This is a genomic window from Phormidesmis sp. 146-20 (assembly GCF_052939475.1).
Genome location: NZ_JBJPHT010000003.1, coordinates 221,804 through 244,288 on the forward strand (window position 1 = coordinate 221,804; position 22,485 = coordinate 244,288).

A 22,485-nucleotide genomic window follows, 5' to 3' on the forward strand; every position below is an offset into this window, starting at 1 on the left:
CAGATCACCTCCACAGGTCGCCCGATCTCTGAAACCCGCATTCTTGCGTTACCCTGTGGCGGTTCATTGCCCCGTATAGCTTTCAGCCTCTGATTATGTCTGATTTTGGGCTGTGGGTGAGGTAATGACAGTCTCAAAAGAGACCTCTGGCGGTTTAGCGTCTGGAAGTGGCTCTGGGTAAGGGTTCCTGGAAGGTAGGTTTACCGATTACCTCAAATCGGATTAGTTGGAAACTTGATGATAATAAGAACGGAGTTGTCACTAGCTGGCAAGGTTTACCGATTACCTCAAATCGGATTAGTTGGAAACAAAAATCAAAATTGCGCCTATTATGGCTATTAAAAATGTTTACCGATTACCTCAAATCGGATTAGTTGGAAACTCTCCGAGATCATCCGCTTGGATTTCCTCTATGGGGGGTTTACCGATTACCTCAAATCGGATTAGTTGGAAACCTACTGGAGGACGGAAGAACGAGGACGGAGGGCGGAGGACAAGAAAGTAAGAAAGAGAGTTGTAGAGCGACTTGCTTATCTTTTTCCGTCCTCCCTCTTCCGCCTTCCGTCCTCCTTCTTCCCCCGGTTACCGATTACTTCAAATCGGATTAGTTGGAAACGTGCCTCCACGATTATCCTTGATAACTCAACATCGAAATATCAGTTAGGGACTTGCGATTTGATATTATCCCAGTCCATTCAGTCCAATTTCTTGTAGAGACTCTCACCTCCCTGCCTACGGCATCCCCCCTTATCAAGGTAGGGCCGATTCATTGTGACCAGAGAAAGCTTAGAAGCCTTGAGCCTTCGTTTTACCTCAGAGCAACGTGAATTCGATGGAGTTTTTTCGCTTCGTTATTGAGCGCTTCGCCCCCTAAATCCCCCATTCTGAGGGACTTTGAATCAGCATAATTTCTTTGAACTCTGGAATTTTTTCTTGGTCAAAGTCCCCCAATTTGGGGGATTTAGGGGGCTGAAGCCGATTCAAACGAAGCGAGTCCCTCTCATCGAACTGACCTCAGATCAGGCTTGAACGAACTCATCAAAGTTACAAGTTTTCTCTCACGACCATGAATCGGCCCTACCAAAATTGGGGGTTGGGGGCAGAAGGACAGAAATCGAAGCGAAATGTTTTTACGCTCTAAATCGACTCACTTGTTGCAGCACGAGTTCTAACAATTCTTGGGCCGTAAATGGTTTGGGCAAAAAAGCCTGAACACCCGCACTCGATGCTTTGACTTTCATTTCGGTTGTAGAAAGCCCACTCATCGCTACTATTCGAGCCGTGGGATTGAGCTTTCGTAATGTGTAGACGGTCGAAGCGCCATCTAGAGCAGGCATCATCAGATCAAGCAGGACTAATCGAATCTCATCCTTGTGCTCGGCGTAGAGGGCGATCGCTTCCACTCCATCCTGAGCCGTCAACACGCGATAACGACAATCTTCGAGCGTCACCTTCACGATCTCTCGGATAAAGGCTTCATCGTCCACCACGAGAATTAACTCACCATCACCCGCCGGAAGTTCGGGATCTTCGGTTTGGAGAAATTCTGTCACCTGGACGGCTGGCAAGAAAATTTGAAACTGAGTGCCTTCTCCAAGCTGACTTGAAACGGTGACAAATCCACGATGGCTTTTGACAATTCCGGCGACGCTAGAGAGGCCGAGTCCTGACCCTTTGCCGATCGCTTTGGTCGTAAAAAACGGCTCAAACATTCGATCCAACACTTCAGGGGGAATGCCCGTCCCGGTATCTGAAATGGTCACCACCACATAAGGGCCGCCCTGCGCGTCAAGGTGCTGTTGAGCTTCGTGATCGGCCAACCGTTGGTTACGAGCCGTGATTTTCAGCGTTCCGCCCTCTGGCATTGCGTCGCGGGCATTGACACAGAGATTCATCAACACCTGATGGAGTTGGGTGCCGTCTCCCGAAATCATCCACAAATCTTGAGGCACATCGAGACGAATATTAATCGACTTAGGAAAGCTGGCATACAGCATGGTTTTGAGTTCGGCGATCACATGGCGAATTTGCAGCGTGATAAACTTGCCCTCTGCCCCGCGCGTAAAGGACAGCATTTGATTGATCACACCACTGCCGCGTTTTGCACTCTCAACCAGCATGTCTAAAAACTCCTGGGTACGATCGTCGCAGTCCGTCAATTTAAGCTGCAACAGTTGAGCAGCCGCCAGGATCGGCGTGAGAATATTATTCAAATCGTGGGCAATCCCACTGGCCAGGGTGCCGATACTTTCGAGCCGTTGAGCACGAAGCAGTTGGCCTTCGAGATGTTTTTGCTCGGTGATATCGGTATCGACAATCAGAATGGATTTGGGATGGCCGACTTCGTTTCGCATCAGCGTCCAACGGCTCGCGACGACCACCCTTTTTTCGTCTTTGGTGAGCGTATGCAGTTCGCCTTGCCACTTTCCCGTCTCGATTACGGTTTGCAGGGCTGTTTCAAGCTGAGGGGAGCCATCTGGGTAGAGTAATACGTCGGCATTTTGCCCGATCGCTTCCTCACCTTTCCAGCCATAGAGCCGCTCTGCCCCCTGATTCCAGAATGAAACAAGACTGTCTAACCCGCGCACACAAATCGCATCCGTGGTCACTTCTAGCAGCGCCGCCTGTTCTCTAATTTTGCGATCGGCTTGAGTGCGTTCGATCGCGTAGCGCATTGATCTCAGCAAAAAACTGCCGTTGACTTCCCCTTTGGGCAGATAGTCCTGTGCGCCCTGCTGCATCGCTTGAGTCGCCAACCCCTCATCATCTAGACCCGTCAAGACAATGATCGGCGTGGCAGGCGTTTCTTGATGCAGACGAATAAAGGTTTCTAGCCCTTCGCTATCTTTGAGCGACAGATCCAAAAGAATCACATCGACACTTTGCTGGGCCAGACTGCTCAATGCGTCTCGCAGGGTTTCAACGTGGGTCAGCGTAATTTGACTAAAGGCGTTTGCCTGCCTGAGATGCACTTTGAGAATTTGGACATCACCGGGATTGTCTTCGACCAGCAAGACCTTGATCAGGGGAGGGGTCATAGGCTCCTTTCTGGCGGCAGTTTGACGATCGTAAACCAAAAGTCCTCGATCGATTGCACCGTCTTTACAAACTGATCGAAGTCAACAGGCTTAGTGATAAAACAGTTGGCAAACTTTTGATAAGCGCTGAGAATATCTTCTTCTGCTTGAGACGTGGTTAAGACGACGACAGGAATGCTGCGGAGGGTGCGATCGGCTTTGATTTCGGTCAGGACTTCCCAACCATCTTTGCGCGGCAGATTCAAATCGAGCAAGATCAGATCGACCCGTGGGGTCTCAGTGTAAGGGGGGCGCTGATGCAGAAATTCTAACGCCTCGACTCCATCGCCCACGACATTGAGATTGATCAACAGCTTGCTGCGGGCCACCGCCATCTGAGTCAGCCGCACGTCACCAGGGTTGTCTTCGACTAACAGGACTTGCAGAGGTTGATGATGGGGTCTAAACGTCATGATCGAGCGATTTCCTGATCAGCAATGGTGAAATAAAAACTTGATCCTTGACCGGGCTGTGATTCTACCCAGAGCCGCCCACCGTGACGCTCTACAATTTTTTTGCAGACGGCCAATCCGATGCCTGTTCCGGGGTAGTCGGCTCGATGGTGTAATCGCTGAAAAAGTAGGAAGATACGATCGCGGTATTGTGACTCAATGCCAATTCCATTATCACGCACTTCAAACACCCATTCTCGTTCTTGACGGGTGGCGTGGATTTGAATCTCAAGGGGACGAGTGCGATCGCGAAACTTAATCGCATTGCTGACCAGATTTTGAAACAGTTGGGTGAGTTGAGAGGCATCGCCTTTGACTTCGGGGAGCGGTTCGCCTGTGATCGTGGCTCCACTTTCTTCGATGGCCATTTGTAGATTGGCGATCGCTCGACCCAACAAAACGCTGCAATCAACGGATTCAAAAACTTGCTCTCTGGTGTTGACTCGCGAATAGGATAAGAGATCTTGAATCAGCGATCGCATTCGAGTCGCGCCATCGACCGCAAAATGAATAAACTCATTGGCTTCGGCATCCAGTTTGTCAGCATACAGTTGTTTTAAAAGCTGCAAGTAGCTGGTAACCATGCGTAACGGTTCTTGCAGATCGTGAGAGGCGACGTAGGCAAAGCGTTCTAATTCGGCATTCGATCGGGCGAGTTCTTCGCGTTGGCGAGTTTCTGTTTCCAACAGTTCGGCTTGAGAAAGGGCAATCCCGATCTGGTTGGCGAGTTGCTGCAACAAATCGGTTTCAGAATCGACCCACTGGCGCGGACTAGAGCATTGATGAGCAATCAGCAGCCCCCAAAGATGATCGCGCATCAGCACCGGGACGACGAGATTGGCTTTGACCTCAAACTGCCGCAAAAACTCTAGGTGGCAGAGGTTAATGTTTGCCGTTTCGACGTTGGCGATCGCGTTGACTCGACCTTGCCGATAGCGTTCTCGATAGTCTGGAAAGCACGGATCATAGATATCTCGCCCCAAAACCACCGTGTAGCCTGGAACGACCGATTCTTGCACCACTTTCCCCGATCCATCGGCCCATAGGCGAAAGATTAAGACGCGATCAGCCTTTAAAAGCTGTTGAACTTCGGTCACAGCCGTTTGCAAAATCTCGTCAGATTGCAGCGATCGCCGCAGTTTGAGCGTAATTTCTGCGAAGAGTTGCGATCGTTCTTGCTGCTGTTGTAATTCGGTTTGGGCGCGATTGAGGTCGGTGATCGGGCGCATCCGTTCGACCGCATTGTGAACCGCGAGACAAAGGCTCTGAGGAGTCATTTCACTCTTGAGCAGATAATCTTGTGCGCCCTGTTTCATCACTTGAATGGCAGTCGCAGCGTCTCCCCGGCGAGTCAGCACCACGATCGGCAGCAACACTTGACCCGTTTGAGCCTTCAATCGATCAAGAAACTTTAGCCCCAGACCATCATCAAGCAATACGACATCGGGCGATCGTTGACCACACAGCGCCAATCCGGTTGACCCATCCTCTGCTTCTAAAATCTGGTAGGCGTAGCGATCGTCTTGCAGCAATGCCCGCCGATAGGTTTCCCGATCTTCAGCGCACTCATCGACAATCAAAACGGTCTGCTGGAGTTGAGCATTCATAAACGGCCCAGCTTTACTTTTCTAAAGGGCTTTTAAAAAAGGTAGAAGCATCAAGCCACGAAACCAGCTTGCGACTTCTCCACTCTTTAAAGCTCGGAATAACTACTTATATCATTTCAAGTTTGACACCCTGTCTTTTGACAAAACCCGATCGCCCCTTCATTCTGATAGTCTGCTTTCTTAGCGTTGACGTGAGAAATGATAGACCTGTTTTTGGTCATGATGTTGGGATTTTTGGGCAGCTTTGGGCACTGTGTCGGCATGTGTGGGCCATTGGCGGTTGCCTTCTCGCTGTCTAAAGAACAAACTTCTGACTGGCGATCGTCTCTGCTGTTTCACGGCTTGCTGAACCTGGGGCGAATTTTGAGTTACGTGCTGGTGGGGGCTGGGATTGGGGCGATCGGTTCTGTTTTATTAGCAGGCGGACAGCTTGCAGGTATCGAAAGTGACTTGCGGCAAGGCTTGGCGATTTTTACAGGGCTGCTCTTGATCTGGATGGGTCTGTCTCAAATCAATCCCCAATTTGCCAAACTGCCGATTCCTCACCCCTTTCGACAACACAGCCTGCATCAAACCCTCAACGCTGGCATGATCAAACTGTCGCTGCATTCCCATTGGTGGACACCCTTCATGCTGGGACTGATGTGGGGGCTGATTCCCTGTGGGTTTCTGTATACCGCTCAACTCAAAGCTGCCGAAACCGGAAGCCTCTGGAAAGGAAGCGAAACCATGCTGGCCTTTGGATTGGGGACACTGCCTTCGATGGTGGGGGTGGGACTGTCTGCCGCTTTGCTGAGTGGCGATCGCCGCAGTCAACTATTCCGAATGGGCGGTTGGGTAACGCTGACGATCGGGCTGCTGACGTTGCTGCGATCGAGCGATATGCAAGACTTTACAGGTCACGCAGCGTTGTTGTTTTTAATGTTGGCGCTGGTGGCTCGTCCGATTAGTCGGCTGTGGGCGGCTCCTTTCAAGTATCGGCGTGCTTTGGGCGTGGGCGCGTTTATTTGTGCCGTGGCTCACACCTTGCACATGGTGCAGCATACGTTGAATTGGAACTTGGACGCGATCGCTTTCATGCTTCCAGAACAGCAAGCGGCACTATGGGCAGGCGTTTTGGCGCTCACGTTGATGGTTCCTGCGGCGGTTACGAGTTTCGATCGCATGGTGACGGCTCTCGGCCCGCTTTGGCGACGCATTCATTTACTCAATTTGCCTGCTCTGATGTTGGCCGTGGGCCATACGTTGTGGCTCGGTTCGCATTACTTTGGGGCGTTAGAAGCGTCGGCTCATCGTTGGCTGTGGGTAGGGTTGTTGGTGGGGGCAGCGATCGTCGTTTTCCTGATTCGTCTGCGTTGGGTTTGGTCACTCTTTTCATTACAAAAATATTATGCGTCGGTTCTCAAATCTAAATAAGTCGATCGTGGGTTTCCTGCTTCCCTGGCTGCTGTTGGCTCCCGTTGTGGCACACGAAATCGAAACCTCTAGTGATGTTGCGGCTACGTTTCACATTGAGCCAGGTCACAATCCCAAGGCGGGCGTTCCGTCTAAGGCGTGGTTTGCGCTGACTCGTCGAGGTGGACAAATGATTCCGCTGTCTCAGTGCAATTGTCAGTTAGCGGTCTATCCCATTCCTCACCAAAAAGGAAAAACGCCCCCCCTATTAAAGCCCGCTCTCACTTCGCTCAATGTTGAACGGTATAAGGGAATTCCGAGTGCAGCGATCGTCTTCCCCAGAGCCGGACGATATGAATTAGAGCTAACCGGAAAACCCAAGTCAGGTGCCAACTTTCAGCCCTTCAGCTTGTCTTATACCGTAACGGTAAGTCGATAGGGGAGGGAGGAGGGAGGAGGGAGGAGGGAGGAGGGAGGAGGGAAACCCCAATGTAGAGATTGAGATCTGTATCTGTGCCTACCCTAAACCTTTTGCAGATCTGGAGGAGATTGTCCTGACCGTCTATCCCAAATTCAGCGTCCCCTCCCTCCTCCCTCCTCCCCCCTCACCCTTCAAACCTCACACCTCAACTTCGTCTGCAACAACAAGCCATACTCCAAACTTTCGACGACAGCTAGATAAGAGGCTTCGAGAATGTTGCCGGATACGCCTACGGTCGTCCAGCGTTGATAGCCGTTACTCGACTCGACCAGGACACGAGTTTTGGCAGACGTTCCTGCGGTGCCGTCGAGAATCCGCACTTTGTAGTCAGTCAGATAGCAACGATCGATTTCTGGGTAAAAGTTCACCAACGCTTTTCGCAGAGCAGCATCCAATGCAGAAACGGGCCCATTTCCCTCGGCCGCTTCAAGAATGTCTTGCCCATTCACAGACAGTTTGACGGTTGCCAACGATTTTGTATTGGGCATCTCACCCTGCACCATGTCGTAATGCACCTGAAAACCTTTGATTTGGAAGGGGTGCGATCGCTGCCCCAAGGCTTCTCTCATCAACAATTCAAAACTCGCCTCGGCTGACTCAAACTGATAGCCCTCACTTTCGAGATCTTTGAGGTGTTGGAGAATTTGCCGACAGGTGGGATCTTGGCGATCCAGATCGATGCCCAGACTGCGTGCTTTTGCCAACACATTACTCAATCCCGCCTGGTCAGAAATTACAATTCGCCGCCGATTGCCAATCAGTTCTGGCGGCATGTGTTCGTAGGTGATCGGATTTCGCTCGACGGCGCTGACATGAAGCCCGCCTTTATGAGCAAAGGCCGACAGTCCCACAAAGGGCGCGTGATCATCTGGGGCAAGATTGACGACTTCACTCACATAGCGGCTCATCTGGGTCAATTTCGCCAGGGCTTCGGGTTGAATGCAGTCATAGCCTAACTTCAGTTGCAAATTGGGAATCAGCGAACACAGATTGGCATTACCGCAGCGCTCCCCATAGCCATTGATCGTTCCCTGCACCATCCGCACGCCCGACATCACAGCCACGATCGCATTCGCCGCCGCCATATCCGAGTCATTGTGTGTATGAATGCCAAACTGAGGCAGTTGATTGAAGTTCTCTGCACCCCTCACGCCGCTCTCCTCTCTCCTCACTTCTTTCACCACTTCTTCAACAATCCGGCTAATTTCATGAGGCAATGTGCCGCCGTTGGTGTCGCAAAACGTGATCCATTCGGCTCCGGCTTCGATCGCCGCTCTCACAGTCTTCAACGCATAAGCCGGATTGTGTTTGTAACCATCGAACCAATGCTCTGCATCATAAATAATTCGGCGATCGTGGCTGCGAAGATAGGCGATCGTGTCCTGAATCATCGCTAGATTTTCTTCAAGACTTGTTTGTAGTCCTTCGGTCACATGCAGATCCCAGGATTTGCCAACGATCGTGATCCATTGAGTTCCCGCGCTCAGAATGGGTTGCAGCATCGGGTCAGTCGCAGCCGTTTTGCCCGGACGACGGGTATAGCAGAACGCAACGACCTGCGATCGCTTCAACGGTTCTTCTTTAAGCTGCCAAAAAAACTGCACATCTTTGGGATTGGCACCCGGCCAGCCGCCTTCGATAAAAGGAATTCCTAAGTCGTCCAGTTTGCGCGCAATTTGCAACTTGTCAGCAACCGAGAGCGACAATCCTTCTCTTTGGGCACCATCTCGCAGCGTTGTATCATAAATCCAAATTTGATTTGCAGCATCTAAAGTCATGGAAGCAGCCTGAAACGATGAGAGACCTATTGTAAAAAACTTTCCGGTGCCCTTTGTGAGCAGACTTTGACCATTTTGAAGGAATCTTGCGATCGTCCTCTCGATCACCACAGGAAACGTAACAGTCAAGAAGGTTCCAAAAAGCTAGAACTTTGATGTGCGAAGAGGTAAGGTACGATCGAACCTATTCGTCACTCCAAGCTAGAACCCGATGCCGAGCGTCTTCATCAACCCCAAAACTGATTTCGCCTTCAAGAAGATCTTTGGCTCCAAACACAGCAAAGACATCTTGATCAGTTTTCTTAATGCGCTGGTGTATGACGAGCAAGACATGATTCAAGACTTGATTATTCTTGACCCTTATCAAGCACCTCGCATCAAAGGCATCAAGGATTCTTATCTAGATGTCAAAGCCACCCTTGCCGATGGCAAAACGGTGATCATTGAGATGCAGGTGTTGAATGTGTTGGGATTTGAAAAGCGCGTGCTATACAACGCTGCCAAAGCCTTCTCGATTCAGCTTGGCGTGGGAGAAGACTATACGTTGCTCAATCCAGTGATAGCTTTAACCATTACAGACTTTGAGATGTTTGCGGGCAATGACCGCATTCTCTCGCGCTATCGGCTCAAAGAAAAAGACGACCTGACCGACTACAGCGATGATATTGAACTAATCTTTGTCGAGTTGCCCAAGTTTAAGAAAACACTCGATGAACTCGAAACGCTGGTAGACAAGTGGCTATATTTCCTCAAGTCAGCCAATCAGTTGGAGTCGATTCCCCCCCAGATGGGTAAAGTGTCAGCCATCAATCACGCTTTCACGGTAGCAAAACAAAGTAAGTTGAGCCGCAAAGAGTTAGAAGTGCTGGAGAAACGAGAGATGTTTTTACACGACAACCGCAACGCCATTCTCAAAGCCAGACAAGAGGGCGAAACCAAAGGACGACAGGAAGGACGACAGGAAGGACGACAGGAAGAGCGGCTAGAAATTGCCCGATCGCTCCTCGATCTTCTAGATGCAGAAACGATCGCTCAAAAAACAGGACTGACGATCGCGCAAGTCCAGCAACTCAGATAATTTAGAATAGCCATCAAAATCCTTTCGAGTGGAAAAGACCAGAACTCTGGCTTGTCGATCGCGGGACTGTACGATAACCGAGGGCAAGTCTACCGTCACCTTGGAAACTCAGCAGAAAGACGAAACCCTGCTGAAGCCCAGAAAAACTACAGACTTGCAATTAGCGACTACCAAAAATCAGCCGAACTCTGCAAACTTGAAGGCGGCTCGGTATGTTCGATGATTTTGGATGATGTTGAGTGGGTAAAAAAATCACTTTCAGAGGTCGATTCTCAAAACTAGCGTCATCCACATTACAGAGTTTTAAGTTTTGCAACTGCTCAAATGAGTGCGGCTACCCTGTGAAGTACACTAAGCAATGATTCTAGAGGTTTGACTGTAATCTTTACCGTCAGGCTGACAGACTACAGATATTGCAAAACCATAAAGCACTCATCTGGAGCCTTCAATAACATGTCTCACGCTGTCAAAATTTATGACACCTGCATTGGTTGTACCCAGTGCGTCCGCGCTTGCCCTACTGACGTTCTAGAAATGGTTCCTTGGGACGGCTGCCGCGCAGGTCAGATTGCGTCTTCTCCTCGTACAGAAGACTGTGTGGGATGCAAGCGGTGCGAAACTGCCTGCCCCACCGATTTTCTCAGCATCCGGGTTTACCTGGGCGCAGAAACTACCCGCAGTATGGGCTTGGCTTACTAAAGCAACTCTCATACAGCCATTTTCAATTCATGTGGGTTCAAACAACAGGGGGCGATTTTGCCTCCTTTTTTTGTGAGATAGAGGGATGAGGGATGAGGGCGGAAGCATCCCAATTGTGCAAACTCTCGGATTGCCCTCCTCACGAAGTGGGGCGAGAGCTTTGCCAGCCCGTCTAGTAAGAAGGGAGTCAGATCTCTTGTTCCCTCTCCTGCGGGAGAGAGTGAGGGCAGAAAGACTGTGCTACACAATTGGGATGCTCCCGATGAGGGCAGCAAAATCTGAACCCAAACTCTTGTCTAATACCAAATCTACTAGTTACTGATACAGATCCTCGCCCCCTAAATCCCCCATTTTGGGGGACTTTGAAACGGCTTCCCTGATAGGTTCTTTTCAAATCTGAGAGATAGAAATCGGTTAATTAACTGATTTTTTATGAGTATCATTTGTTGGTTGATTTGGTATAAAGTCCCCCCGAATTGGAAGGTTAGGGGCAGAAGGACTGATCATCGAAGTGAAAAAGCCCAGGGCAAACGCATGAAAATTCTTGATCCTTTCAGATTGAGGATTTCAGCCTCTAAGCATTTTTGCCCATGAGGTCTGGAAGCGTTGCAGGGTAGTCACCCAATTTTTTTATGCGTTTGCCCTGTGAAAAAGCCTCATCAAGTAGACATTCAAATTGATATTCAAGTAGAATCGATTGCTTCAAAAAATTCTCACTAATTCTACAAAACAAACTTTACGATCGAATTTTATAAATAAATTCACAAAGCTTTCAATGCAAATATTCAATTAAAACAATTTAATTCAACTCAACGATAGAAGGTTAAGGAGTTGTCACCTGTTTGAAAAGTTGCAAAACGACCCCTTGATAGTCAGTCGAAGAGGTCGTTCACACGGCAATTTAGCCCATTACAACTTCCTGATCACTTTGCGACAAATGGTGTGAACTTTCCCCCTAACCCTTCCACGATCGATTGAGTATTCGCCATCAACATCTTTTGATAAGTGTCCGCCGGACTGCCCGCCTCGCCTAGCCCATCTGTGTAGAGTTCGCGATCGGAGAGTTTGACATTTGCCTCTTTCGCCACCGCTTCAATTAATTGAGGATTGATCGACAGTTCAGCAAAAATGGTCGGAACTTTAGCACCTTCAATATCCTTTACCAGATCTTTGACCCTGGATGCGGTGGGTTTTTCCTCGGTACTCACTCCTTCTAGCGCCCCTTGCACCGGAATGTCATAGGCCTTAGAGAAATAGCCGAGCGCATCGTGAGTGGTGACTAACTTGCGAGACTCTGTAGGAATGGTGGCAATTTGTGATTTGATCCACGTATCAATTTGTGACAGTTCACCTGTAATTGTCTGGGCATTTTTGGCATATAAAGCAGCATTCGCAGGGGCAACTTTTGCCAAATTGCTTTGAATCACCTCTACCATCCGCACCCCATTTTGAGCATTGTGAAAAGCGTGAGGATCAGGCACCGTTTGCCCATCTTCTTCAAACATGAGAGGAGTGGGAACCGCAACTTCAAAAACTGCAACTTTAGAACCAGAACTAGAAGACGCTTGAATCAACTTCACTAGACTATGTTCAAAGCTATAGCCGCCATATAAAACCAATTTGGCATCTTCTATCGCCTTGCGATCGACGGGAGTTGGTTCATACACATGAGGATCACTTCCAGGTTGAATCAAACAAGTCAGGTCGATCGTTTCAGCCGCGATTTGTTTGGTTAAATCACACAGCACTGTGTTAGCTGCCACAACTTTGACTCCCGTTTTGGTCGCCGCTGGAGTCTCCGGAGTCGCCGCAGGGCTGGTCGTGGGGCTGGTTTGGCTGACGGGCGGAGTCGAGGTACCGCAGGCAAAAAGACTCATCGTTAGCGACAAAACCGCCGCTTTCCAGGTTGGACGCAATGCAGACTGCATAATTTTAAGGCCCTCGTAATACTTTGGATGAGCAAGATTGGCTTATAATGAGAATCATTTTCACTCAGGCTTTTCATGTTAGAGGTTCAACACCTGGCTGTCAATTACCGGGGCGTTTTGGGATTAGATCACGTCAGCTTTGCCATCAAACCAGGGCAACTAGTCGGCATTATTGGCCCCAACGGAGCGGGCAAAAGTACAATGCTCAAAGCCATGCTGGGCTTGATTCCGGCTGATCATGGAGTCGTTCGATATTGCACCTGTCCGCTTCACCAGCAGCTTGAAAAAGTCGCCTATGTGCCGCAGCGATCGCAGATTGATTGGGACTATCCGATTAGCGTCTGGAATGTGGTGATGATGGCCAGAACTCGTCAGCTAGGCTGGTTTCGCAGTCCCGGACGAGCAGCCCAAGAAATCGTAAAAGCGGCCCTCGAACGGGTGGAAATGTATCCCCTCAAACATCGCCGTATCGGAGAATTATCAGGCGGACAACAGCAGCGAGTTTTTTTGGCACGGGCCTTAGCTCAACAAGCCGATTTATTTCTGTTTGACGAACCGTTTACTGGAGTCGATAAAAAAACCGAAGCAGTGATTTTAGAAATTTTTGGAGAGTTGCGATCGCAGGGCAAAATTCTCTTAGTCAGCAGCCACGATTGGGGACAAGCTTTGATGGAACTCGATCGCTTGTTACTGCTCAATCAGCGACTCATTGCTGACGGCACTCCTCAACAAGTCATGACCCCCGAAAACCTGCATCAAGCCTACGGAACGTCTCTACAAACGCCCTTACGTCAGGATTTAGAAACCACCTTTTTTTGCTAAAAACTCGCTGATTTTTCCACACACTAAATTCTCCAGACACCCATGCTAACTTGGCTTCTCGAACCTTTGAGCTACGAATTTATGCGGAATGCGATCGCGATTGGCATTCTCGTGGGCATTCTTTGTCCCGTTGTGGGTAGCTATCTAATCGTGCAGCGGATGGCTTTGTTAGGAGATGTGATTGCTCACTGTGTGTTGCCAGGGATTTCAGTTTCGTTTTTCTTTGGGGTTGATATTTTGCTTGGCGCATTTGGCTCAGGATTGCTTGGAGCGTTTCTAATTGCGTGGATTCGGTCTCAATCTCGTATTAAAGTTGATGCAGCAATGGCGTTGACGTTTTCCAGCTTTTTTGCGTTGGGCGTGACGTTAATTACGGTGTTAAAAAACAAAATTGATCTCGATAGTTTTTTGTTTGGTGACATTCTCGGAGTCACGATCGCCGACATTCATCGGACTTTGATCATTACAGGCTTAATTCTGATCATAATTAAATTATTTTATAAAGAACTTTTGTTTTATACGTTTGATCAGACAGGTGCAAAAGCGATCGGGTTGCCGATCAACGCTATTTACTGTGGCTTTATGGCTACCATTACCCTAACTATCATCGCCAGTATGAAAGCAGTAGGCGTAATCTTAGTCATTTCTATGCTGATTGGCCCTGCTCTGACTGCTTATCTTTTGGTTAAAGAACTAGAGCAAATGATGGGAATAGGTGCAATCATTGGGGTTCTCGCCAGCGTTACCGGAATTTATATTAGCTACTATCACAACGTTCCATCGGGGCCCGCGATCGTATTAGTTTCATCCAGTTTATTTTTATTGGCGCTCCTGCTTAGCCCATCACAGGGCATTTTGACGCGATCGAACTTAGCCCCTACCGCAATTTTGCGCCATTTGGTCGGGAGTCGAGAAGGCCGTCGTTAGTCTCACAGGTGTAGGTTGTCAATCAACATGTTGCAAACCTGTGTTGCAAAACACCAAACTGTGAACCTTTAGAAGCTCATTCCTTTTCAATTGTTAATTTTTCTTGTACTAAGTTAAACCTTAGATGAAGTTGGAGCAATACCCTGGAAATTTCTCCGTAGATTTAACTACCCTTTTATCAAGTTTAAGCGGATTCCTCAATCCGTTTGTTTAAGCTGGTGCGCTCCTGAGTCTTTGGCTTCGATCGTGGATTTTGCTCTAAGTGTTGCGGGAGTCTATCATGAGTCAAAAAGAGTATTACGATACGAATGGTTACGTCATCTTTCCTCAACTGATTTCGGCTGAGTTAATTGATAAATTTCTGGAGCAATATCAAACAAAAATTGTTCCTTCTCGCTATCCTTTTTTTCGACAAGATACTAATCGCTACGAAGCAAATTGTTTAGATGAGTTTGGCTATGTCAAACAAGCATTTCTAGACATTCACGACTATGAAAAGTTTGCAGAATTTAGCACACTCGCCAAAGAGATTTACTGTGGTGATGCAATCCAACAAGCACTGCGGGATGTCACGGGTTCCGAAGCCTGTAATCTGATGCAAACAATGCTGTTTGATGCCAACACTGCAACGACTCCTCACCAGGATTGGTGGTACTTAGACTCCGTGCCCAATGGACATTTGCTGGCTGCCTGGATTGCGCTAGAGGATATCGACGAGAGAGCAGGTCGGTTCTACGTTCTTCCCAAAACCACGATCGTTGATCTGCACAGCGATACGCCTGATCTTCCTCACTCTGAATGGCTAGAGCTGATGAAGGATTATGTGGAAGAACATGGCGACCAAATCCACGCGCCAGCACTCAAAAAAGGAGATGTTTTATTCTGGAATTCTCGAACGATTCATGGGGCATTGCCGACGAGCGATCGTCAATTTTCTAGAAAGTCTCTAACCGCTCATTATTTACCTGCTGACTATGCATTTGGCAACCTATTTGTCCGCAAAGACTTCATCAAATATCAAGAATACAAAGGTGTGAAATTCTATCGAAATCAACCCGATTACTCTCTAGTTAATGAGCTAAAGTTTAGGGTCAAAACAGCGCTGTATGATTCTCCAATTTTGTTGAAGGCCGTACGAAAAATTCAGACAAAGCTTTAGAAAATTGCAAGCGTCTTCTAAAGGAGAAGGGGGACTCCTGATCGTCGGAGAAACTCGGCAGTCTGTTGTTCTCGTTGAAGGTTGAATTTCGCCGAAAATACAAGCTACCGAACTTTCTCCTATGATCTTGAATTAAGCCCTGAAGATCGATCGCCGCCTAAACCTGAATCAGCAGCGTGATGCTATCTTCTAGACCGACGATCGTCACAAACTGTCCAGGAAATACAATGGCGGGTTGACTATTCGCGTCATAGATTCGGGCGGGCCAGGTTGTGCCGCCGTATTCGACACGCAACTCGTGCAGGTCGGCCGTCTCAATCATCCCAAGAACGGGTTGAGAAAGCAGCCGAGTAGTCGGAAGTGTAAAGTTCATGGGATTTTCTCCATTCAAGAATAGCTGTGAATAATCCAAACCGTGGCATCGTCGGATTGAGAACAGTCCCTTGATCAATCTCTCATGCGATCGCGGGCTGCTTATGCGTCTAGAGAAACTAACTTTTCACACTTCTCACAAAAATCTCACATATGATACAGATTGCCAGACTTCTCTCCTAAAGGCATCTGCTTGCTGGGAGATACAAACTCCGTTAAGGAGGTCAACCGAATCGATTTCTCTGAGTGTCTTGCAGCTTGTGAACTTCTCGTTCATCGAAAGCCGTCGATTTTGAATTGGCCTCTTTTAAATTGATCCCGCTTCTCCTGGGTAGATCAAGGGTGCGATCGAACGTCTCGCCTGTTGTCGTATGTTAGTCTGTTAGTCAGCTATAGCCCCTCTTCAGAAAGCCACCATCTCACAATTTCTCGATGCAGATCTTGGATTTTTTCTACTTCGGTTCGGTCAATTTGAAATCGCTGGCTGACGTGTCCTCCTAGCTCTAGTAAGGTTTCATACTTGCCCTTCTTGCTGCGTGTGAGAAATTCACCGTGTTGAGCCGATAGGGTCTGAATTAACCGAACGTTGAATCCGCTAAAGGCATCGGGTAGTTGAATCGCCAAAGGCTGGCTGGGAAGCTTTAGATAAGTCTTGATGCCACCGGGAGTCTGAAGCGGCAGTTCGTGAAATTGAGGTGAGGTGGGGGGCATAGCAGTCTCTCTAGATAACGGTTAAATGAGGGGCTGGCTGGGAGCGTTCCCCCGATCGAGGCTTGGCTCCAGACTCTAGCCATCAGGAAGGTTATATCACTCTCTCACACGTCTGTAGTTTAACTGTAATATACAGGTAATTCAAGCAACTAGCAAGGGGTTCTATAATATTCTTGCTACAGGGTGAACTCTCAATCAAGGATTGTGAATCTCTCCTCTACTATTGTTCTCACTCTCCTATAATTTAAGGTGTACCTGAAGATACAAATTCTCCACTCAATCATTCGGTCAAAGACTATTGCTCCACGCCAAGGCCTCATTACTTTGGAAGTGTAACGAAGTTTATCAAATGACTGTTTTGTGTGCAGAGTGTCAGAATGGGTTGGTGACGCAAGCTATAACGAAGTGTCTCACAACACCTCACACTGACTCTAATTATGTAGTTTGTGTGAAGAACCAAAAGTTCATAAAGCAGGAGTGGGCAGCTATGGTATCACCCTAGATCTCACTTACGGATATGTCGTGTGTAACTGAATTGTGGAATGGAGAGAATTGCCCCGATGCCTCAGGTTCTTGAAAACTTTGTTCGGGAAATCGCGCCGAAGTATGGCATCACCAAAGCTGAGTTAGAAGCCATTCTGCTCGCGCTAAAGGATCACTCAGGTGTGGAGATCGCCCAGAAGCTGAATATCAGTGAGGCGGCGGTGAGAAAACGATTGGGAGAGGGCTACCGCAAGTTTGAGATTGACGGCAAAAGTAACAAAAAGCTGGGTTCTCTCAAGCAAAGAATTTTGCAAGAATTTCAGTCGATCCAGCCTCAAGCCGCAAAATCTGACCCTGATTGGGGAGAAGCGATCGACGTGGAAGATTTTCGAGGTCGAGTCGCCCAAATCGAGGAGCTAGAGGGCTGGATCTTGGGACAGGCTAAATCTTCCGATCGCGCTCGTCTGGTGGCGATTTTGGGTCTGGGGGGCATCGGAAAAACAGCGCTGGCGGCTCGTCTTGCTCGGAGTATTGCGTCACAGTTTGAGTTTGTGATTTGGCGATCGCTGCGAAATGCTCCTCCGTTAGTAGACATTTTGGCTGAACTGCTGCGATTTCTCCCTGGTGAGCAAGAGATCGATCTGCCGGATAACCAGAATACAAAGCTGTTGCGGTTAATCAATGTGCTACAAGAACATCGTTGTCTGGTAATTTTGGACAACGTGGAGTCAATTCTTCGTAGTGGTGAAAACAAGTCCTATCATCAGGCAGGCGACTATAAAGAGAGCTTTGAAGGGTATGGAGATTTGTTCAAAAAAGTGGGGGAAACGCCGCACAAAAGTTGTTTGTTATTAACCAGTCGCGAAAAGCCTAAAGAAGTCGCAGCCCTAGAAGGGAAAAAGCTTGCGGTCAAAGTATTGCAGCTTTCGGGTGTAAATCAAGAAGAAGCTAAAAGTATTCTCGAAGATAAAGGATTAATCTGTGACGATGAACAGCTAAAGAAACTCATTACGCGCTATTCGGGAAACACTTTAGCACTCAAGTTTGTTTCAACAACGATATACGATCTGTTTGGCAACAATGTCAACGAATTTCTCAGCCAAATCGAGCAAGATACTGCGGTTTATGGTGATATTCGCACGCTTTTAGATGGACAATTTCAACGTTTGTCAAAACTAGAACAACAGGTGATGTACTGGTTGGCGATCAATCGTGAGTACGTGCTGTTGTCAGAATTAAAAGAAGATATTATCACAACTGAATCACCAATGCGATTGCTAGAGTCAGTAGAGTCGTTATCACGGCGATCGCTGATTGAGCGAGATTTTTCTTCTGGCAAGATAAGACAGCCTTTTGTCGTGATGGAATATGTGACAGAACAATTAATCGAACAGTTTTGTGATGAAATTGTCAACGGTCAAGCGCTAGAGTTTTTTGATGCATATCCTTTGATCAAAGCTCAATCGCTGGACTATCTGCGTAAAATGCAAGAAGAGCAGATCTTAGAACCTGTCAAAAACAAACTTCTTAACGCTTACGATCGAGACCTAGAATCTCATTTGAGACGAACCCTTGATCGCCTCCGAGACGCTTCCCCACCTAAAAAAGGATACGCTGCTGGAAATCTGATTAACTTAATGCGACAACTTCAAATTGAGCGATCGCAGATTGACTTAAGTGGACGTGATTTTTCTGATTTGACGATTCGGCAGGCGTATTTCAAAGATGTCAAGCTAACGAATACGAAGTTTATCAATACTGATCTCACCGATTCTGTTTTTTCGGAAACGCTGGCGAGTCTGATTTCTGTGCGGTTTAGTCCCGATGGAAAACTCTTTGCGACGGGCGTTGGGGATGGTGAGATTCGGCTCTGGCAGGTGTCTGACAATAAGCAAATTCGCCTTTATAAGGGACACACAGCCTGGGTCTGGACGGTCGTTTTTAGCCCTGATGGACAACTTTTGGCGAGTGGTGGCAGCGATCATACGGTTAAACTTTGGCGAGTCGATACGGGCGAGTGTGTGCATTCTCTGACCGATCACACTCATGCGGTTTACTCGGTTTCGTTTAGCGAAGACGGACGCATTGTAGCCAGTGCCAGCGAAGATCAAACAATCAAACTCTGGGATGTCGAAACGGGCGACTGTTTGCAGACTCTTAAGGGACATGACGGCTGGGTTTGGGCGGTTAATTTTAGCCCGATCGCGCCTCATTTTTTGGCAAGCGGTGGGGCAGACGGAACTGTAAAACTTTGGGATTGCAACACAGGCGATTGTGTAAAAACGCTCAAAGATCACACGGATCAGGTGTATTCAGTGGCGTTTAGTCCCAAAGGCGATAGTCTAGCCAGCAGCGGTGAAGATCAAACGATTAAACTCTGGGATGTACAGACAGGCGAATGCTACAGGACACTGATTGGACATAGTAAAAAGATTCATTCTGTACGCTTTAGTCCCAATGGGCGAATCTTGGCGAGTAGCGGAGAAGATCGCACCGTCAAAATTTGGGATGTCGAGACGGGAAAACGTTTGCATAACCTGAAGGGGCACATGAGTCAGGTGTGGTCGATCGCATTCAGTCCCGATGGACAAACGCTTTTGAGCAGCAGTGACGATCAGACCATTTGTTTGTGGGAAGTCAAAAAAGGTAAGTTGCTCAACGTTCTCAAAGGCAGTACTCGTGGCGTTTATGCCGTTGCTTTTGCGCCCGCTTATCTCGATCACCCAGACTGTCCCATTCTTGCTAGTGGAAACGATGATCACGTCGTGCGGCTGTGGGATTTGCAGACTCGCGATTGTCACGATTTGAGAGGACACACAGGCAGGATTCGATCGGTGTCTTTTAGCCCCTGTGAGCCGATTTTGGCCAGCAGCAGTGCCGACTACACGATCAAGCTCTGGGATGTTCGTCAGCGCACCTGTTTGCAAACGTTGAGTGGACATAGCAACTGGGTCTGGACGGTGCAATTTAGTCCCGATGGGCAGCGATTGGTGAGCAGCAGTGAAGACCGGACGCTGCGACTGTGGGATCGCATGACAGGGGAGTGTCTGCGGGTCTTTAAGGGGCATACGCACTGGGTCTGGAGTGTGGCGTTTAACCCGACGGGAGACACCTTAGCGAGTGGCAGCGCCGATAGTAAAGTCATGCTGTGGGATGTGGAAACGGGCGACTGTCTGCGGGTTTTGGAGGAACATCAGGATCTCGTCTGGTCGGTGGCTTTTAGTCCAGTTCAGCCGATTTTAGCCAGTGGCAGTGAAGATCACACCGTTAAGCTGTGGAATGTCAAAACGGGTCAATGTCTTCGGACTCTAAAGGGGCACCAGCAGCAGGTTTATTGTGTAAGTTTTAGTCCTGATGGTCAAACGTTAGTGAGCGGCAGTGGTGACGAGACGATCAAACTTTGGAGTGTCGAAACGGGCGCGTGTTTGGATACCCTACGACGTGGGCATACGGCTCCGATTCGATCGGTTACTTTCAGCCCTGACGGACAAGCCATCACCAGTGGCAGCGAGGACGAAACGATTCAGATATGGGACGTTCAGAAAGGAATTCGTCGCGAAAGTTTGAAGTCCGATCGCCTCTATGAAGGCATGGAAATCACCGGAATTGTGGGTCTAACCGACGCTCAACGGGCTTCACTCAAGGCACTGGGGGCAATCGACCCCTTGCGGGTAACTCAAAGAGATCGCGTTCACCCAGGAGGTCGATAAGTGCAGCCTAAAATTGTGCCCAAAATTGTGCTAGTGGGTGAAGCTCTCAGATACCGAAGTTTTAACGGTGCCAATAAAGCGCTCCCTGTGTTGGCTTCTAGTTTGCATCAAGCTGGATTTACTCGTGTGGTGCAGTTGGATCTGGAGCGATCGGATCTCACCATTCAAGATGTTTTGCAAGAAGCCGTGAATGCTGATCTGATTGTTTTTGCAGGCTGTATGACTCCTCAATGGCAGGACATCGACCGCGAGACCAAGCAGGTCTTCGATTATCTGCGAGAGAACGATCGTAGCCACGTTCCAATTCTGGTCGGAGGGTACGCGACGAAAGGAATTGCCGACATCGCTCAGGTGACTCCCTGGATCACGGCTTACTGTGATGGTGAGGGTGAAACCATGATTGTAGAGATTGCTGAATCGATTGCCAAAGGTACATTTGAGCAAGACAAATTCCAAATTTCAGGATTAGTTTTTGTAGATGAACGGGGATTGCACCACTCGATCGCCACGCGAGTCAGCCAGTTCGATCACATTGATCAAAACTTTGGGTTAGTCCATATTCCTGACGTTCACGATATGGAGATCTTTCAAAGAAATCATCAAAGACTCAAGACGGCTCAACTCTATACTCAAAAGGGTTGTCCCTGGCGTTGTAGTTTCTGTAATAAAAGTACTGAAATCAGCAATGTTTTTCGATTAAGTGAAGTATCTTTTCGACGACAGCTTCAGCAATTACGTCAAAAGGGTTATCAAGCTGTTTATCTGGATGTCGATACCTTCACAGTGCATGAAAAAGCCTCCAGACGAGAAGCCGAAATCCTCAAGCAGGAAGGCTTTGTGTGGGGTTCTAACACGCGAATTGATCAAATCGGCTATGACCAGATGCAATACCTGGTAGAACACAACTGCGTCTATCTATTTTTTGGTGTGGAGCATACGATGATTGAGGTGGCTTTGGCGATCGGGAAGTTCAACGGATCTTTCAAAAGTCAGCTAAAACAAGCCGTTGATTATCCCAAGAAAGTGCAGCAAGTTTTCCAAGATATGCAGCGAGCCAATTTGCCCAGTAGCTACTTTGTAATTTTGGGTCTGCCTAAAGCAAAACTGAGTGACAATTTGACGGCGATCTCTTCGAGTTACCCGCAAGGGGTCGCTTCGAGTTACCCGCAAGGGGTCAACGGCTATGAGCCAACCACTTTTGACGACGATATGGCAACAATTCGTTTTGGGTTAGACCAGTGCGATCCTGATTTTCTCAATTTCAACACGCTGCGATTCATGCCCGGAAGTGTTGCCGCAGATGTTGCCAATCATCCCGCTTATGTTTGCGTTCGTCCGTCTGGAGCCAGCCCAATCACCGCAGGCTACTTTTTGCCACGAGTCGCAAACCACTTTGGCTACAAGGTTTCTAAAAATCACGGAGTTTACCGCCTGTGCGAATCTGTCGATCAGCATCAACCCACTTCAACCGCAATGAATGCTGTCAGAATCTACGAAACAATTCACGATACGATGAAAATTATCAACACAAAAGTCAACGCTGGCGGTAAAGCAACCACGTTATTTATAGACCGCGAACTACTCACTCAACAACTTGTTAAACGAGATGAAAAAGGACGCTATACGATCGCGCCTCTAAAATCATTTGAGAGACTATAAAATTTCAGATAAATCAACAAAATTCTATTCATCAAAAACAAACTAAACAGAACGCAGGTGATTCAGGTTTGAAGATGCTAACGTTCCGCTTCACCCACCGCAAACAACCTCTCGAACTAAACGAAAAGACTTTAAACGGTCGGGTGC

General features: G+C 48.2%; 16 protein-coding genes. 9 read left to right on the forward strand and 7 right to left on the reverse strand.

Annotated elements, in window-relative coordinates:
• Positions 1–1,130: 1,130 nt before the first annotated feature.
• The 3 genes from ACKFKH_RS04495 to ACKFKH_RS04505 are packed head-to-tail and all read right to left on the reverse strand — an operon-like array spanning position 1,131 to position 5,136.
• A complete protein-coding gene (locus tag ACKFKH_RS04495) occupies positions 1,131–3,038 on the reverse strand; it encodes a response regulator (RefSeq protein ID WP_446857041.1) in 1,908 nt (635 codons plus the stop codon).
• Positions 3,035–3,490: a response regulator gene (locus ACKFKH_RS04500; protein ID WP_446857042.1), complete on the reverse strand. Its 456-nt coding sequence runs from the start codon at positions 3,488–3,490 to the stop codon at positions 3,035–3,037. The genes ACKFKH_RS04495 and ACKFKH_RS04500 overlap by 4 nt, the downstream gene beginning before the upstream one ends.
• A complete protein-coding gene (locus tag ACKFKH_RS04505; protein WP_446857043.1) occupies positions 3,487–5,136 on the reverse strand; it encodes an ATP-binding protein in 1,650 nt (549 codons plus the stop codon). Before ACKFKH_RS04505 ends, ACKFKH_RS04500 begins: the two co-directional genes overlap by 4 nt.
• A 198-nt stretch (positions 5,137–5,334) precedes the next feature.
• Here ACKFKH_RS04505 and ACKFKH_RS04510 point away from each other — a divergent pair, with 198 nt between their 5' ends.
• Complete coding sequence (locus ACKFKH_RS04510; RefSeq protein WP_446857044.1) at positions 5,335–6,552, forward strand: urease accessory protein UreH domain-containing protein; 1,218 nt, start codon at positions 5,335–5,337, stop codon at positions 6,550–6,552.
• On the forward strand, positions 6,527–6,970 hold the full coding sequence (locus ACKFKH_RS04515) for a hypothetical protein (protein WP_446857045.1): 444 nt from the start codon (positions 6,527–6,529) through the stop codon (positions 6,968–6,970). The genes ACKFKH_RS04510 and ACKFKH_RS04515 overlap by 26 nt, the downstream gene beginning before the upstream one ends.
• Positions 6,971–7,143: 173 nt before the next feature.
• Here ACKFKH_RS04515 and cimA read toward each other — a convergent pair whose 3' ends face one another.
• Positions 7,144–8,790, reverse strand: coding sequence for a citramalate synthase (gene cimA / locus ACKFKH_RS04520; RefSeq protein ID WP_446857046.1), 1,647 nt, complete (start codon positions 8,788–8,790; stop codon positions 7,144–7,146).
• Between the two features lie 211 nt (positions 8,791–9,001).
• Here cimA and ACKFKH_RS04525 point away from each other — a divergent pair, with 211 nt between their 5' ends.
• Positions 9,002–9,868, forward strand: coding sequence for an Rpn family recombination-promoting nuclease/putative transposase (locus ACKFKH_RS04525; protein WP_446857047.1), 867 nt, complete (start codon positions 9,002–9,004; stop codon positions 9,866–9,868).
• 453 nt (positions 9,869–10,321) lie between these two features.
• The gene (psaC, locus tag ACKFKH_RS04530; protein ID WP_446857048.1) at positions 10,322–10,567 is read left to right on the forward strand and encodes a photosystem I iron-sulfur center protein PsaC; all 246 of its coding nucleotides are present in this window, start codon (positions 10,322–10,324) and stop codon (positions 10,565–10,567) included.
• A 923-nt stretch (positions 10,568–11,490) separates the two neighbouring features.
• On the opposite strand, the gene ACKFKH_RS04535 is transcribed toward psaC, so the two are convergent.
• Positions 11,491–12,495: a metal ABC transporter solute-binding protein, Zn/Mn family gene (locus ACKFKH_RS04535; RefSeq protein WP_446857049.1), complete on the reverse strand. Its 1,005-nt coding sequence runs from the start codon at positions 12,493–12,495 to the stop codon at positions 11,491–11,493.
• A gap of 75 nt (positions 12,496–12,570) precedes the next feature.
• On the opposite strand from ACKFKH_RS04535, the gene ACKFKH_RS04540 reads away from it, so the two are divergent.
• The 3 genes from ACKFKH_RS04540 to ACKFKH_RS04550 all read left to right on the forward strand — a co-directional run bounded on the left by ACKFKH_RS04540 (position 12,571) and on the right by ACKFKH_RS04550 (position 15,403).
• Positions 12,571–13,317 (forward strand): metal ABC transporter ATP-binding protein, encoded by a 747-nt coding sequence (locus ACKFKH_RS04540; protein WP_446857050.1) that lies wholly within the window; start codon positions 12,571–12,573, stop codon positions 13,315–13,317.
• A gap of 42 nt (positions 13,318–13,359) precedes the next feature.
• Positions 13,360–14,244, forward strand: a complete 885-nt coding sequence (locus ACKFKH_RS04545) for a metal ABC transporter permease (RefSeq protein WP_446857051.1) — start codon at positions 13,360–13,362, stop codon at positions 14,242–14,244.
• A 280-nt stretch (positions 14,245–14,524) separates the two neighbouring features.
• Entirely contained in the window at positions 14,525–15,403 is an 879-nt protein-coding gene (locus ACKFKH_RS04550; protein ID WP_446857052.1) for a phytanoyl-CoA dioxygenase family protein, read from the forward strand.
• Positions 15,404–15,560: 157 nt separating this feature from the next.
• Here ACKFKH_RS04550 and ACKFKH_RS04555 read toward each other — a convergent pair whose 3' ends face one another.
• Both ACKFKH_RS04555 and ACKFKH_RS04560 read right to left on the reverse strand, forming a co-directional pair.
• Positions 15,561–15,776 (reverse strand): hypothetical protein, encoded by a 216-nt coding sequence (locus ACKFKH_RS04555; protein WP_446857053.1) that lies wholly within the window; start codon positions 15,774–15,776, stop codon positions 15,561–15,563.
• Positions 15,777–16,165: 389 nt separating this feature from the next.
• Positions 16,166–16,486, reverse strand: coding sequence for a hypothetical protein (locus ACKFKH_RS04560; RefSeq protein WP_446857054.1), 321 nt, complete (start codon positions 16,484–16,486; stop codon positions 16,166–16,168).
• Positions 16,487–17,046: 560 nt separating this feature from the next.
• Here ACKFKH_RS04560 and ACKFKH_RS04565 point away from each other — a divergent pair.
• Together ACKFKH_RS04565 and ACKFKH_RS04570 are read left to right on the forward strand one after the other, a co-directional pair.
• Positions 17,047–20,679, forward strand: coding sequence for a WD40 domain-containing protein (locus ACKFKH_RS04565; RefSeq protein ID WP_446857055.1), 3,633 nt, complete (start codon positions 17,047–17,049; stop codon positions 20,677–20,679).
• Complete coding sequence (locus ACKFKH_RS04570) at positions 20,680–22,338, forward strand: B12-binding domain-containing radical SAM protein (RefSeq protein WP_446857056.1); 1,659 nt, start codon at positions 20,680–20,682, stop codon at positions 22,336–22,338.
• Positions 22,339–22,485: the final 147 nt, after the last annotated feature.

Excerpts from the sequence above, each read along its gene's own strand:
- ACKFKH_RS04555 (WP_446857053.1), bottom strand. The coding sequence starts at position 15,776 with ATGAACTTTACACTTCCGACTACTCGGCTGCTTTCTCAACCCGTTCTT.
- ACKFKH_RS04550 (WP_446857052.1), top strand. The coding sequence starts at position 14,525 with ATGAGTCAAAAAGAGTATTACGATACGAATGGTTACGTCATCTTTCCT.
- ACKFKH_RS04510 (WP_446857044.1), top strand. The coding sequence starts at position 5,335 with ATGATAGACCTGTTTTTGGTCATGATGTTGGGATTTTTGGGCAGCTTT.
- cimA (WP_446857046.1), bottom strand. The coding sequence starts at position 8,790 with ATGACTTTAGATGCTGCAAATCAAATTTGGATTTATGATACAACGCTG.
- ACKFKH_RS04500 (WP_446857042.1), bottom strand. The coding sequence starts at position 3,490 with ATGACGTTTAGACCCCATCATCAACCTCTGCAAGTCCTGTTAGTCGAA.
- ACKFKH_RS04540 (WP_446857050.1), top strand. The coding sequence starts at position 12,571 with ATGTTAGAGGTTCAACACCTGGCTGTCAATTACCGGGGCGTTTTGGGA.
- psaC (WP_446857048.1), top strand. The coding sequence starts at position 10,322 with ATGTCTCACGCTGTCAAAATTTATGACACCTGCATTGGTTGTACCCAG.
- ACKFKH_RS04560 (WP_446857054.1), bottom strand. The coding sequence starts at position 16,486 with ATGCCCCCCACCTCACCTCAATTTCACGAACTGCCGCTTCAGACTCCC.
- ACKFKH_RS04545 (WP_446857051.1), top strand. The coding sequence starts at position 13,360 with ATGCTAACTTGGCTTCTCGAACCTTTGAGCTACGAATTTATGCGGAAT.
- ACKFKH_RS04495 (WP_446857041.1), bottom strand. The coding sequence starts at position 3,038 with ATGACCCCTCCCCTGATCAAGGTCTTGCTGGTCGAAGACAATCCCGGT.
- ACKFKH_RS04535 (WP_446857049.1), bottom strand. The coding sequence starts at position 12,495 with ATGCAGTCTGCATTGCGTCCAACCTGGAAAGCGGCGGTTTTGTCGCTA.
- ACKFKH_RS04525 (WP_446857047.1), top strand. The coding sequence starts at position 9,002 with ATGCCGAGCGTCTTCATCAACCCCAAAACTGATTTCGCCTTCAAGAAG.
- ACKFKH_RS04505 (WP_446857043.1), bottom strand. The coding sequence starts at position 5,136 with ATGAATGCTCAACTCCAGCAGACCGTTTTGATTGTCGATGAGTGCGCT.
- ACKFKH_RS04515 (WP_446857045.1), top strand. The coding sequence starts at position 6,527 with ATGCGTCGGTTCTCAAATCTAAATAAGTCGATCGTGGGTTTCCTGCTT.
- ACKFKH_RS04565 (WP_446857055.1), top strand. The coding sequence starts at position 17,047 with ATGCCTCAGGTTCTTGAAAACTTTGTTCGGGAAATCGCGCCGAAGTAT.